The organism is Bacillus sp. EB106-02-03-XG38 (assembly GCF_058792175.1).
Window position 1 is genome coordinate 1 of record NZ_JBYTED010000008.1, and the last position, 14114, is coordinate 14114.

The following is a 14114-nucleotide window of genomic DNA, read 5'->3' on the forward strand; positions in this document are numbered from 1 at the left end:
GGATCAAACTCTCCAATAAAGTTAGTTTGTCTAGCATCTAAAAATAAAAATTGACGTTTCACGTTGTTTGTTTCGTTCAGTTTTCAAAGAACTTGTCTGCCGCTTCAGAAGCGACTTCATCATATTAACATCTTCATTTTTCGATGTCAACCATGTTTTAAAATTTCTTTTTTGTCGTTTTCTGCGTTTCCGCATCAGCGACGTTTATTAATATACCATCATGATTTTTAAATAACAAGTGTTTTTTATAAAAAAACATAAAAAATCTCCAACCTACTTTCTTTTATATAGAAACATCTCATCCCCTCTATAGAAAACAACCATTTAAATTGTATACCAATACACTCTAATTGACAAAATCGCATTTTATAAAACAATTCTCTTCTATATTAAAACCCATAAGCATTTCCTTCTCTATTGAATGACAATATAGAAAACAAAATAGATTCATTACTTCTTAATAAAACGAACATGCTGATTTTTTGTTCCTCCACACAAACTATTAGTTAAACGAATCGGTTATTTATAGGTAGCTCAACTCCAGCTGAATTTTGAGGTAAGAGTCTTATCATCCAGCGAATAGCGGAATACATAACGAAATTTCCACAAAAACATTAACTTAAGATTATTGTTAGAATTTTTTTACATTTAATTAATGAAAAATATCCATTTTTTGTTATATAGTAAGAAAGGACGTACTCAACTACAAATAAACCAATGGAGGAATTACTTTATGGATAGGTTAACGAAGTTTTCATTAAAAAACCGCGCCGCTGTTATCATCATGGTTTTTCTAATTTCCATACTCGGCGTTTATTCCGGCTCTAAATTACCTATGGAATTTTTACCAAGCATCGATAATCCAGCAGTCACTGTCACCACCTTAACTCAAGGACTCGACGCTGAAGCGATGACGAAAGAAGTAACTGATCCTCTCGAAAAACAATTTCGCAATTTAGAACATATCGATAGCATCACCTCTTCTACGCACGAGGGATTATCACGCATCGATATTGCGTATACATCCAAAGCAAATATGAAAGACGCAGCACGCGAAGTCGAAAAGGCCATTAATACAATTAAATTACCTAAAGATGCAACTAAACCCATAGTTAGCCAATTAAATACTTCTATGATCCCACTCGCCCAAATTGCTATCCAGAAGCAAAACGGATTTTCAAAAGCAGATGAAAAACAAATCGAAAAAGAAATCGTACCACAACTTGAAAGCATTGATGGTGTTGCCAACGTTATGTTTTTCGGAAAATCAGCTTCTGAATTATCTATCATACTAGACCCAAACCAATTAAAAGATAAAAATGTAACAACCGAGCAAATATTAAAAGTTTTACAAGGAAAAGAAACGTCTACTCCAACTGGAGCCGTTACCGTTAATAAAGAAGAATATACTCTTCGCGTCATTGGGGATATAAAAAATGTGGATGATATTAAAAGCATTACCGTTGCCCCTCAAGTAAAATTACAAGATGTTGCTCAAATTGAACTTAAACAACACTACGATACAATTTCACATATAAACGGAGAAGAAGGCACCGGATTAATCATCATGAAAGAGCCGAGTAAGAATGCAGTTGCAACCGGTAAAGAAATCGATAAAAAAATCAAAGATATAAGTAAACAATATAAAGATCAGTTTTCTATTAAACTTTTAGCATCAACTCATGAGCAAGTTGAAAATGCTGTTACTAGTATGGGAAAAGAAGTAATCCTTGGAGCAATTGCTGCAACTCTAATTATCTTAATCTTTTTACGTAACTTCCGAACAACTCTCATAGCTGTTATCAGTATTCCATTATCTATTTTATTAACACTCTTTTTACTACACCAATCTAACATCACACTTAACACACTAACACTTGGTGGTTTGGCTGTTGCAGTTGGACGTCTCGTCGATGATAGCATCGTTGTCATTGAGAATATTTTCCGTCGTTTACAAAAAGAATCTTTCTCTAAAGATATTATTCTCGATGCAACGAAAGAGGTCGCCGTCGCAATTACTTCTTCCACTTTAACAACGGTCGCTGTTTTCTTACCTATCGGTCTCGTATCAGGGGTAATTGGAAAATTAATGTTACCTATGGTATTAGCAGTTGTATATTCTATACTGTCATCCTTAATTGTCGCACTAACAGTTGTTCCACTTATGGCTTTTTTACTACTCAAAAAAACAAAACACAAAAAGCCAAGTTCTTCACCACGATATGTCGCTACATTAAAGTGGGCTCTATCGCATAAATTCATTATTCTACTTACTTCATTTTTATTATTCGCAGGATCGATTGCAACCTATGTATTACTACCAAAAGCAAATATAAAGTCTGAAGACGACACAATGTTATCTATTAACATGACTTTCCCAGCCGATTACGCTCCTGAAACACAAAAACAAACAGCCTTCGATTTCGAAAAGAAGCTACTTTCTAACTCAGATGTAACGGATGTTATTTTAAGAATGGGATCTAACGCAGAAGATGCACAATGGGGGCAAACGACCAAAAATAATCTCGCAAGTATATTAGTAGTCTTCAAAAAAGGCTCTAATATTGATCAATATATTAAAGAGTTAAAACAAGAACAGAAAACTTTTGAACCCGCTGAACTTGATTATATAAAAATGAGTTATTCAAGCTCTGGCGGCGGAAACAATTTGCAATTTAACGTAACAGCTACTAACGAAACAAATTTAAAAGAGGCTGCTACTATCGTAGAAACAAAACTTAAAGATATAAGCGCTCTCTCTAAAGTAAAAACGAATTTAGAAGACTCTAAGAAAGAATGGCAAATCCATGTCGATCAAACAAAGGCCGAACAATTAGGATTAACACCAGAATTAGCAGCACAACAAGTAGCATTCCTTATGAAGAAATCACCTATTGGTGAAGTTTCAATCAATGACGAAAAAACAACTATTATGATAGAACACAAAAAAGTAAACATTACGAAACAAGAAGACATTTTAAACACATACATACTATCACCTATCAACGGACCAATTCCTTTAAAAGACATTGCAACTATTTCAGAAAAGCAACTTCAAACAGAAGTCTTCCATAAAGATGGAAAAGAAACGATTCAAATTACTGCCGAGGCCTCAAATGAAGATTTGAGTAAAGTAAGCAAAGAAGTAAACGAAGTAATAGCTAACTTAGATTTACCTAGCGGTGCAAAAGTAACTATTGCCGGCGCAACTGAATCTATGCAAGAAAATTTCACAGATTTATTCAAAATTATGGGGATTGCAATCGGCATTGTATATTTAATTATGGTTATCACCTTCGGACAGGCGCGCGCTCCTTTTGCAATTTTATTCTCCTTGCCATTAGCTGCTGTCGGCGGTATTTTAGGATTAATCATTTCAGGAACACCTGTTGATGTAAATTCCTTGATCGGCGCGCTAATGTTAATCGGGATTGTCGTTACAAACGCTATTGTATTAATAGAAAGAGTGCAACAAAATCGGGAACACGGAATGGACACAAGAGAGGCCTTACTAGAAGCCGGATCTACTAGATTACGTCCAATTATTATGACAGCTATAACAACAATCGTCGCTATGCTTCCTCTTCTATTTGGTCAATCACAAGCCGGAAGCATGGTATCAAAAAGTCTTGCCGTCGTTGTTATCGGCGGTTTAGCAGTCTCAACCGTTCTTACATTAGTAGTCGTTCCAGTTATGTATGAACTATTAGATAAAATCGGGAGAAAAAGACGCTCTCGCAGAAAAATAAATACTTCTACAGAAACACCTGATATTTAAAAGAAAAGCGTTATCTTCATGAATGAAGGTAACGCTTTTTTCTCTACCTACTCATATAATCCATCATTTTTTCCGCATACCGCTCTAGCGGTTTACTAGAATCTACAATAAGATATTCACTATTTAAAGGTCTTTTACTACCATCTAACCACTTTTTAAAAGATACTTCCGAATCCACTCTTCCAATCTGACTGACCATACGCTTACGTGTTTGTAGCCTATTATTGATTTCTTCCATATCATTAAGATAGCATTCGATATATTTATATTTTACACCATGTTTATTAGACAGCTTCATTCCTTTTTCAACCATCCCTTCATATAGACATGGACTATCCAATATCACACTATGCCCTTGGTCTAAATAAGAATCAATCAATACCCATTCAACATCGTATGATATTCCTCCAACAACCGTCGATTCAATCCCTTTCATTTCTAACGATTGTAACAATGCCGATTTCAAAACGTCATGATCTACAATTACAGCACCCGTTAACTTCGCTATATACTTAGAAACTGTCGATTTTCCCGATCCAGGAAAACCTGACATTTGCAGAAAAAACAAATTAACTTCCCCTCTCATCCGCACTATTCATCTATATAATCAATTATAAATTCAACAATCATTACATCCATTCCTTCTATATTAAAATACAAAAAGAACTCCCTATTTATAAATAGAGAGTTCCTCTTTATCATGCTGCTTTTATCTTCTTCGTCGTTTTACTTTTTCTTTTCGTTCCTGTAAAACGTTTGTGCAATACAGATGCTACTAAGCGTGAAATAACATTGAATAGTAACACCATAATAATTAATACAGCTGCAGATTTTGTCGCAATCAACTTCGCATCCGGAATAACACCTTCAGAATTTAACTTCCAAATGTGAACCGCTAACGTTTCAGCTGGTCTAAATGGATTTAAAGGATGCGCTGGACTTGAGAAGTCCGCTGCTGAATTTAAAATCGGAGATGTTAAACCCGCTGTGTAAATTAATGCCGCTGCTTCACCAAATATACGACCCGCCGCTAAAATAACACCTGTAATAATTTGCGGTAATGACGACGGGATAATAATACGAGCGATCGTTTGCCACTTCGTTGCACCTAATCCAAGACTCGCCTCTTTTACATTAGAAGGTACTTCTGAAATCGCATTTTCACAAACACGCGTTAAACCTGGTAAGTTTAAAATCGTTAGCGCAAGAGCACCACCCATTACCGTGTATCCCCAGCCTGTCATAGTAACGAACACTAACAAACCGAATAAACCAACAACAATCGAAGGTAAAGACGCCATTGTCTCAATACATAAGCGAACAAAATTTAAAAAACGCCCTTGTTTTGCGTACTCTGCTAAATATATTCCAGCACCTAAACCAAGAGGAATAGATATAACAAGCGTTATAACAAGCATGTAGAAGGAATTGAATAACTGTGGACCAATCCCACCACCAGCTCTTGTATTACTTGGTTCTCCAAACAAGAAATTAGGATCCCAAAATCCCCATCCTTTTTGTAGAATTTCAAACACTAAGAATACTAGTAAAGCTACAACTAAAGCTGCAACTGCATAAAAGATACCTGTCCAAACTTTATTTACCGTTCTTGCATTCATTATTATCGCTCACCTCTTTGCCCAATCGCTCGAATTACTAAAATAAACAGGAATGAAATAACAAGTAAAATCATTGCTAAAGTCCATAACGCATTGTTCCAAGCAGTTCCGTTTAATGTATTTGTCATGTCCATTGTCAAAATACCAGTTAACGTTGCTGTCGGACTGTATATTCCTTCTGGTAATTTAATTGTGTTCCCAATTACCATTTGAACCGCTAATGCTTCACCAAAAGCACGCGCTAAACCTAAAACAATACCTGTTAAAATCCCTTTTTTCGCAGCAGGAACAATCACTCGGCTAACCGCTTGCCATTTCGTTGACCCTAAACCATAAGAAGCTTCTAAATAATCAAATGGAACAGAGCGTATTGCATCAGAAGCGATACTAGCAATAGTAGGTAAAATCATAATACTTAATACAACAATACCTGCAATTAAACTAAAGCCCACTCCTCCAAACGAATCACGTAATAGCGGCACTAAAATCGTAACCCCTAATAACCCGTATACAACTGAAGGAATACCAACTAATAATTCTAAAACAGGCTTCAATACCTTATTTCCAAACTTCGGCGAAATTAAATTCATGAATATAGCAAGAGCTATAGCAATTGGTGCACTAATAATAACCGCACCTAACGAAACCACTGTTGAACCTACAATGAAAATCAAAGCCCCAAAGGTTCCTTCCTCAGCATTTGGATTCCATTTTGTCGATGTTAACATCTCAGTAAATGAGATTCCACTTTGTGTAAAAGATTGAATACCTTTACCGCAAATAAACGCAATAATAGCTAATGTAATTAAAACAATAAAAATACCACAAAACGTAACAAGCGATCTTCCTATATATTCACTTTTTACGTAATTAATTTGTTTTTTCCCCTTCATCACAGGTCAGACCCCACTTCATAGATTGAAATGAACAGGACTGACCTTGCAGCCAGCCCCATAAAATTTTATTACTTATTTAATTTAGACATTGGAATGTAGCCCATATCTTCTACTTGCTTTTCAAAGTCTTTACCTTTTACATAGTCAATGTAAGCTTTCGTTGCTTCTTTCGCTTCACCTTTTGTTACCATGTACTCGTAAGACCAGAACGGATATTTACCAGACGCAATGTTTTCAACTTTCGGTTCAGAACCATCAATCTTCACTGTTTGTAGTGCACCTTTTTTCTCACCAACCATGTAAGACATTGCTAAATAACTTACTGAACCTGGAGTAGAGTTAATCGCTTGCTCTACTGCACCGTTAGAATCTTGTGTAGTACCAGTTCCATCATTGATTTTTGCTTCTTTCATAATTGTTTTTTCAAATGTAGCACGTGTACCAGATGAAGCCGGACGGTTAATTACGTTGATTTTTTCATCTTTCCCGCCTACCTCTTTCCAGTTCGTTACTTTTCCAGTGAAGATATCTTGTACTTGTTGTACTGTTAAGTTATCAACTTTTACATCTTTATTTACGACAAGTGCGAATGCAATACCCGCGACCTTGTTATCTACTAATTCTTTCGCTTTTTCAGCATCTTTTATTTTATCTCCTGATGGAACATCTGAATTACCAATTTGTACTGCACCCGATGTTACTTGGTTAATCCCAGTTCCACTACCGCCACCTTGCACTTGAATAGAAACTTTCGGATTTTTATCCATGAATTTCTTTCCAGCTTCCTCCGCAAGAGGTAGAAGAGCTGTAGAACCAGCTGCTGCAATCGTACCTGATAATTCTTGTTTTGTATTATCGCTTCCTTTAGCAGTTTCTTTACTAGCTGTATCTTCTGCTTTCCCACATCCAACTAACGCCCCTGCCACCACTAAAGCTGCTAAAGAAAATTTAATACCTTTTTTCATAACCATGTCTTGTACCCCCATTTGGATTATCGCTTTTCGAATTCATTTTCTTTCGAACACAAATTCATTGTAGGACAACAATATTATGTGAGTGTTAAGCAATTTTTAATTTTAAGTAAATGACGATAATACTCTTTAAAAGCTAGGAATCCCAACATTTATAGTTAAAGAATCCAACAAAATCCACATTAATTAAGCAGTAATGTAAATTTAGTCTTAACAATGTAAATTCAATGTAAATGTTTTTCACTCTTTTCCCCTTTTAGTTAAAAATACATTTACAAATCCATTGTATTTTTCAATTTTTACACTCTTACTTTATTTACATTAAACAGAATTTCAGTAATATTTTTTAGTACAACTAAATAAATTGGAACAATTCTAAAAATAAATGAATATTTTTAAAGTACCAATTGACAGCATCATCCAATGTAGTCTACTATATTACTAACAAAAAGTTTACCTAAGGAAACTTTTTAAACTTAAACTAACAATATAGAGATGAGGTAACTTTTATGGTATCGGCTAATACAAAACCACTTTCCGAATTCAAGACAGGAGAGTTTGTACAAATTGAGAAGATACAATTAGAAGGAACTATGAAACGACGTTTATTAGATTTGGGATTCATCCCTGGGGCAACAATTAAAGTATTACAGCGCAGTCCACTCGGAGATCCGGTCGCTTATCAAGTAAGCAATACAACTATTGCACTACGCAAGGAAGAAAGCTCCCTTATTTTCGGGGTATTAATAGGAGATGATTTCAGATGAGCAAACACCGTATTGCTTTAGCTGGTAACCCGAACACCGGGAAAAGTACATTATTTAATACGTTAACAGGCTTAAAACAACATACCGGAAACTGGACGGGAAAAACTGTTTTAAAAGCTGAAGGGGAATATGAACATAACGGAAATAAATATAGATTAATAGATTTACCTGGAACTTACTCACTATATTCAAATTCTGCAGATGAAGAAGTAGCAAGGGATTATATTATATTTGAAAAACCAGAAGTAACTGTAGTTGTTGTAGATGCAACTGCTATGGAGAGAAATTTAAATTTAGCTCTTCAAGTGATGGAGATGACGAGTAACGTAGTCATTTGTATTAACTTAATTGATGAAGCTGAGAAAAAAGGCATCGTTATTGATGAACAGAAATTAGCAAAATCACTTGGTGTACCTGTAGTTAAAATTTCTGCTCGTAACAGAGTTGGTATCGGTCATTTACTAAGTGTCATTGCCAAAGTAGCAAACAAAAAGCTAATTCCAACACCAATTAAAATTTCTTACAGCGAAAAAATCGAAAGTATGATTCAGGAATTAGAACCACAAATTTATAAAGTGTTCGGTGATACGTATCCAGCACGTTGGATTGCGTTACGTATATTAGATGGAGATAAAAATTTCTTAACTACACTTCAAAAACATCATAACGAACCACTTGTAAGGGAGGTCGTAATAAATGGAATCTCACTCAGCCAGTAAAGCTCTTCCATTGGACTATATTATTCAACATGCACAAACACTTTCAAAAGAAGACATACGTGATGATATTGTCGGAGATATTTACCGAACATCTGCAAGCATATGCAAAGAATCTGTTCAATATACAAATACTGATAAATTGTATCGTTCCGAAAAACTAGATAAAATTTTCACATCTCCAATATGGGGATTCCCAATTATGCTCGGTATTTTGTCTATCATTTTTTATCTTACAATCGCTGGTGCTAACGTACCGTCTGATATGATTGCTGAGTTTTTCGGATGGGCCGAAGGATATTTAACATCTTGGTTCCAAGCTGCGCATGCACCTGAATGGTTACATGGTATTTTAATACTCGGTTTATTCCGTGGTATCGGTGCTGTTATTAGCGTTATGTTACCACCTATGGCCATCTTTTTCCCGATGTTTGCACTATTAGAAAACTACGGATACTTACCACGCGTTGCATTTAATATGGACCGCTTATTTAAACGCTCTGGTGCACATGGCAAACAATCTTTAACAATGGCAATGGGCTTTGGTTGTAATGCAGCAGCCATCATGTCAACTCGTATTATTGAATCACCACGTGAACGTATGCTTGCAATTCTAACAAACAACTTCGTTCCTTGTAACGGTCGCTGGCCGATGTTAATTTTAATGGCTTCATTATTTATGGCTGCTGGTTATACAGGTAGCATGCAAACATTGGTTACTGCTGGCGTTGTAGTTGGGATGGTTGTAATTGGCGTTATTATGACATTAACTGTTTCTTGGGTACTATCAAAAACAGCTTTAAAAGGTGTTCCAACTCACTACACACTTGAGTTACCACCGTACCGTAAGCCAAAAGTTTGGAATACAATTGTGCGTGCAACACTTGATAAATCAGTCTACGTTTTAAAAAGAGCTGTCGTTGTAGCTGCCCCTGCAGCTGCATTAACTTGGTTACTTGCTAATATTTTTATCGGTGACACAAGCTTACTTATGTATTTTGTAAACTTCCTAGATCCATTTGCTAAAATGTTAGGACTTGACGGCTTTATTCTAGCTGCATTCATTCTTGGACTACCAGCGAATGAAATTGTTATCCCGATTTTATTAATGTCTTATTTATCAACTGGAGCTTTAACTGAAATAGATGATTTTAATCAAATTAAAAATCTATTCTTAGAAAATGGTTGGACTTGGTTAACAGCGTTAAACACAATGTTGTTCTCACTTCTTCATTTCCCATGCGGAACAACACTGGTTAACATATATAAAGAAACAAAAAGTGCCAAATGGACATTCTTATCGTTTGCAATCCCTACCGTTATCGCCATTGTTGTTACATTCCTCACTACACAATTGGTACACTGGTTAGGGCTTGTATAAGCAAAGCATACATAGAAGGTATCCCCCTTCACATTTGCTTTGCACGAAAGAAACCTGAATTTATTCGGGTTTCTTTTTTTTCGCATTAGTATTCCAAGGCTGCGCTCCATACACTGTGAGCTTCTTATGAATTAAGTATATGGCTCCCGGAAGAACCGCCATTAATATCGTGCAACTAATTCCTAATCCAGTAAACAACTTCCATCACCTTACTTCACTTTCTTCGGTAAAGCTGAGCCTGAATGTTCAATTGTTGGATCAACGTGAACATTAATTTCAGCATTACTAAAATAATTCTGGCCTTGATCCCAATTCTTACTAATTTTCTTCCACTCTTTATAATTATGTCTCTTATATGCCTCCCCTAATTCCAATACATCTACCTTATATTTTTTTTGAACAAGCTGTATAGACTTTTCAATACGCCTCTTCATTTCCTTTGAAATCTCTTTCTTTAAAAACTTTTCATTCATCACTTGTTTCGGTTCATTAAAATGTAACTCAGCTAATATACCTTCTGTGGACAAATGAATATCAAACTTCGGTTTTGTAGCATTTTCAGTAGACACTCGGATCTTTCGGCGCAACTTATGAATTTCATATGTAATGAGCTGATTCTTTTTACGAACAGTAAAGAAACCTCCAATTTTTTTACCTATTACATAGTTCATTCCTAATGTTTGTTCTCCACTCAAAGTTCCAACGCACTTATTATCCTTTCCACGGATCAATGCCGCTCCTTCCATTTGTACCCCTTGTTTAGTTAATCCTAAGAGAGGTAATGCAAAACTTCGATCTGCGATCATTTTCCCTTGTACCTCACCAATTCTCGCCGCCTCAATCATTTGAGCGTTTTTCGGAGGATGTTCAGCTAACATATCAATGTACTGCGCCGGTAAGTTTTCAGGTTTGGCGCTCTGTTTTAAAATAGATTCTGCATTTTTCTTGGAAACGAACAAACGAATATTTCTTCTCATTTCATGATCACGAAAATATACATCTAACGTATTTTGTAAAACATACGGATTCGCTAGTAATTCATCCGAAAAAATAATGACTTGTATATGCGGAAAAAATAATGTTCGACTAATTTTTTTAGCTATTATTCTTATTTGCTCAAAGACGCTATCTGCTTTCGCACTTACGTTAATATAATTTTCACTATCTCCATCGCCCTGTCCACCTTGTTGTGCTAACTTACTGGGAAGTACCATCTGATACGTCCCTTTCATAATCGGATTTGATTTCTTTTTCTTCACAATATCGTAAGCTGCGCCTACTACAAATCCTCTTTCTTCTATTTCTTCTAATTCAGAACACCCACTTATAAATCCAGCTAAAACCATAACCATTATAATTTTAAGAAGGTTTTTCATTTCTACCATTCCTTCTTTTTATTTTATATACAATAAAAACTAGCAAAGGAGCTAATACGACAAACCCCATATCTATCCACGCTAAATACGTTCCGTAATTTGATAACGTATCTAAATTACCAGGGAGCATATTCAGCATAAAAATCAGAGGCGCGCTTCCGAAAATAAAAATATGTTTCTTCACTTTCGGAAACATGGCACAAAACAATAAAGATGCGACGTCGTAATACATTGCTGTAGTGTTATAAATAGTAATAATCCAAGTCGTAAAAAAAATTGCATCGAACCTTTCTAAAAAGCCTCCACCAATTTCAATTTCTTTCCCTAATTCAATTGTTGGATATGTCAATCCACGAGTTGTCATATACGTAAAAACACTAATACAAGTTACATAAATTAAAATATATGAGAGCACATTTACTATCACGGCTTTTGCAACTGCCATTGGTGCCTTTTTCGCTGTCTTATCATTCAACAACACAGCATAAAACAGAGCTACCTCAAATCCAATAAATGTGAATATAGAATTTTTAACCCCAACAGCGTACTGACTTACTTCCGTTTGAAAAGCTGGAAATAAATTGTTTATTTCCATTAAATTTATATTCAATAAAGAAAGAAGCACTATCGCAATTAAAACAATAGGTAAAAATAGAACATTTAACCTTAATAAGGCCGCTCTTGATCCTGCTATTCCGTAAATAACAACTAGTAAGAAGAAGAAAGACAGTAGTTGTATCGGTGTCTCACTAAATAAATACGTTTGAGAAATAATTGAAATCATTCTCGATTCATATGCTGTCAAAGCAGCAAACGTTAATACTAAAATGCTACTAATTGTGTATGCAACAGGCTTTGTCAAATGCGCACTTGTATATTGAACAAAGTTTTGTTTCGGAAATAAAATAGCTACCCTCGTTACAAACCAACCTAAAACTGCACATACCAATCCACCCAAAAGTAAAATAATCCAACCGTCCGAAAATAAAGTTTGATTAGCAATATCTCGTGGCATAGACAATGCTCCTATACCAATAATGGTCGATGATACTGCAAACCCAATTTCCCGAGATCCAATCTCTTCATCGCCATACTCAAATGGTTTCAATTATTTTCGCTCCTTTGGACGTATTGTAGAATCTTTCGTTTGTAAATATTCTGGTCTATCTTTCAACATCGATTTTGGCATACGAATAAACTCTTCTTTCCAATCTTTATAAAATGCAGGAGCAATTGGAGTCGTATACGGTACACCAACACTTGTTAAATTTGTAATATGAATAGCAAGTGCAATAAGAGCTAGAATGATTCCATACAACCCAAAAGCAGTCGCTGCTAATACAAAGACGAAGAGTAAAATACGAAACGTAATCGTAATGCTATATACAGGGAGAGAAAAGGTAGCAATAGCTGTAACCGCAATAATGATAACTAAAAACGGATTTACAATTCCTGCGTTCACTGCTGCTTCTCCAATTACAAGACCACCTACAATCCCAATTGTTTGCCCCATCGGTTTCGGCAACCTAATCCCCGCTTCTCGTATTAACTCCATCGTTAATGCCATCATTAACGTTTCAATATATGCAGGAAACGGAACACCTTCTCTTGCCCCAGCAATTGAATAAGCCAATTTAGAAGGAATAAGGCCTTGATGATATGAGACGAGCGCTACATACATCGCTGGCATTAAAATCGCAATTATACCAGAACCCATCCGCAAAATTCTTAATAAAGTCCCAATCACCCAGCGCTCATAATGATCTTCCACAGATTGAAAAATATCAACAAATACTAGCGGAGCTATAAGGGCAAACGGTGATCCATCCACCAAAATAGCTGCCTTTCCTTTCGCTAATGAGGCCACAATATTATCAGGCCTTTCTGTATTCAAAAACTGGGGAAACGGTGACAAATTATTATCTTGAATTAATTGCTCAATCGTACCAGTCTCAAAAACGACATCTGTCTCTATTGATTGAAGACGCCGATCTAGCTCTTTTACAATGTAAGGATTAATAATGTCTTCTATATATACTAACGTCACTTCTTTTTGTGATCTCTTCCCCATAATATAAGATTGAAATCTCAGCTTTGGGTCACGCAAACTACGACGAATTAACATTTTATTCACGTTAATATCTTCATTTAATCCAACCCTCGGTCCACGTATTAAATCTTCTGTTACTGGCGGTTCTAAACTTCTTTTTTCCCAAGCTCTACTATTAATCACGATAGCGGTTTGAATGTTATCAATTAATATAACCGTATCTCCTGCTAAAATCGCATTTATAATATCCGGAAACGTTGTCTTCTTACCAACTTCCGCAATAGAAATAAAACGATCTAATAACGTCTGAACGACAACTGCTTCTTTTTGTATTTCTTCATATTGGAGTGTACGAACTACATATTTATAAACATTATCCTTATCTGTTAACCCACATAAAAAAATAACAGCACAGCGTGTAAAACTACCAGCAAGGGCAACTTCCCTAATTGTTAAATCATTAGGCGAACCTAACTCATCCCTAATTTCTTTCATAACTTCAAATAAGTTACCTTTTAGCTCTAACAAGTCCCCCACCTAACTTCCTTTTCAACAAGTTT

The 14114-nt window shown here is 35.6% G+C and carries 11 protein-coding genes; 4 read left to right on the forward strand and 7 right to left on the reverse strand.

What is annotated here, in order from left to right; genetic code table 11:
* Window positions 1–733: 733 nt before the first annotated feature.
* The gene (locus tag AC3WTI_RS25245; protein ID WP_087955366.1) at window positions 734–3778 is read left to right on the forward strand and encodes an efflux RND transporter permease subunit; all 3045 of its coding nucleotides are present in this window, start codon (window positions 734–736) and stop codon (window positions 3776–3778) included.
* A 43-nt stretch (window positions 3779–3821) separates the two neighbouring features.
* Here AC3WTI_RS25245 and AC3WTI_RS25250 read toward each other — a convergent pair whose 3' ends face one another.
* The 4 genes from AC3WTI_RS25250 to AC3WTI_RS25265 all read right to left on the reverse strand — a co-directional run bounded on the left by AC3WTI_RS25250 (window position 3822) and on the right by AC3WTI_RS25265 (window position 7264).
* The gene (locus tag AC3WTI_RS25250; protein ID WP_087955367.1) at window positions 3822–4346 is read right to left on the reverse strand and encodes a P-loop nucleotide/nucleoside kinase family protein; all 525 of its coding nucleotides are present in this window, start codon (window positions 4344–4346) and stop codon (window positions 3822–3824) included.
* Window positions 4347–4476: 130 nt separating this feature from the next.
* On the reverse strand, window positions 4477–5397 hold the full coding sequence (pstA, locus tag AC3WTI_RS25255) for a phosphate ABC transporter permease PstA (RefSeq protein ID WP_087988145.1): 921 nt from the start codon (window positions 5395–5397) through the stop codon (window positions 4477–4479).
* Between the two features lie 2 nt (window positions 5398–5399).
* Window positions 5400–6290 (reverse strand): phosphate ABC transporter permease subunit PstC, encoded by an 891-nt coding sequence (gene pstC, locus AC3WTI_RS25260; protein ID WP_142286460.1) that lies wholly within the window; start codon window positions 6288–6290, stop codon window positions 5400–5402.
* Window positions 6291–6361: 71 nt separating this feature from the next.
* On the reverse strand, window positions 6362–7264 hold the full coding sequence (locus AC3WTI_RS25265) for a phosphate ABC transporter substrate-binding protein PstS family protein (protein ID WP_492304473.1): 903 nt from the start codon (window positions 7262–7264) through the stop codon (window positions 6362–6364).
* A 509-nt stretch (window positions 7265–7773) separates the two neighbouring features.
* On the opposite strand from AC3WTI_RS25265, the gene AC3WTI_RS25270 reads away from it, so the two are divergent.
* From AC3WTI_RS25270 to AC3WTI_RS25280, 3 genes are read left to right on the forward strand one after another with little or no spacing between them, the layout of a single operon-like run.
* Window positions 7774–8031 (forward strand): FeoA family protein, encoded by a 258-nt coding sequence (locus AC3WTI_RS25270; RefSeq protein WP_000252989.1) that lies wholly within the window; start codon window positions 7774–7776, stop codon window positions 8029–8031.
* Entirely contained in the window at window positions 8028–8750 is a 723-nt protein-coding gene (locus AC3WTI_RS25275) for a FeoB small GTPase domain-containing protein (RefSeq protein WP_087955371.1), read from the forward strand. The genes AC3WTI_RS25270 and AC3WTI_RS25275 overlap by 4 nt, the downstream gene beginning before the upstream one ends.
* Complete coding sequence (locus tag AC3WTI_RS25280; RefSeq protein ID WP_087955372.1) at window positions 8728–10128, forward strand: nucleoside recognition domain-containing protein; 1401 nt, start codon at window positions 8728–8730, stop codon at window positions 10126–10128. The genes AC3WTI_RS25275 and AC3WTI_RS25280 overlap by 23 nt, the downstream gene beginning before the upstream one ends.
* Before the next feature lie 209 nt (window positions 10129–10337).
* Here AC3WTI_RS25280 and gerLC read toward each other — a convergent pair whose 3' ends face one another.
* From gerLC to gerLA, 3 genes are read right to left on the reverse strand one after another with little or no spacing between them, the layout of a single operon-like run.
* Complete coding sequence (gerLC, locus tag AC3WTI_RS25285) at window positions 10338–11504, reverse strand: spore germination protein GerLC (RefSeq protein WP_142286452.1); 1167 nt, start codon at window positions 11502–11504, stop codon at window positions 10338–10340.
* Window positions 11488–12612, reverse strand: coding sequence for a spore germination protein GerLB (gene gerLB, locus AC3WTI_RS25290; RefSeq protein ID WP_087955375.1), 1125 nt, complete (start codon window positions 12610–12612; stop codon window positions 11488–11490). Before gerLB ends, gerLC begins: the two co-directional genes overlap by 17 nt.
* On the reverse strand, window positions 12613–14091 hold the full coding sequence (gene gerLA, locus AC3WTI_RS25295; protein WP_128805761.1) for a spore germination protein GerLA: 1479 nt from the start codon (window positions 14089–14091) through the stop codon (window positions 12613–12615).
* Between the last annotated feature and the right edge of the window lie 23 nt (window positions 14092–14114).

Coding starts and splice junctions, on each gene's coding strand:
- AC3WTI_RS25265 (WP_492304473.1), bottom strand. CDS start 7,264: ATGGTTATGAAAAAAGGTATTAAATTTTCTTTAGCAGCTTTAGTGGTG.
- AC3WTI_RS25245 (WP_087955366.1), top strand. CDS start 734: ATGGATAGGTTAACGAAGTTTTCATTAAAAAACCGCGCCGCTGTTATC.
- gerLC (WP_142286452.1), bottom strand. CDS start 11,504: ATGAAAAACCTTCTTAAAATTATAATGGTTATGGTTTTAGCTGGATTT.
- pstA (WP_087988145.1), bottom strand. CDS start 5,397: ATGAATGCAAGAACGGTAAATAAAGTTTGGACAGGTATCTTTTATGCA.
- pstC (WP_142286460.1), bottom strand. CDS start 6,290: ATGAAGGGGAAAAAACAAATTAATTACGTAAAAAGTGAATATATAGGA.
- AC3WTI_RS25280 (WP_087955372.1), top strand. CDS start 8,728: ATGGAATCTCACTCAGCCAGTAAAGCTCTTCCATTGGACTATATTATT.
- AC3WTI_RS25275 (WP_087955371.1), top strand. CDS start 8,028: ATGAGCAAACACCGTATTGCTTTAGCTGGTAACCCGAACACCGGGAAA.
- AC3WTI_RS25270 (WP_000252989.1), top strand. CDS start 7,774: ATGGTATCGGCTAATACAAAACCACTTTCCGAATTCAAGACAGGAGAG.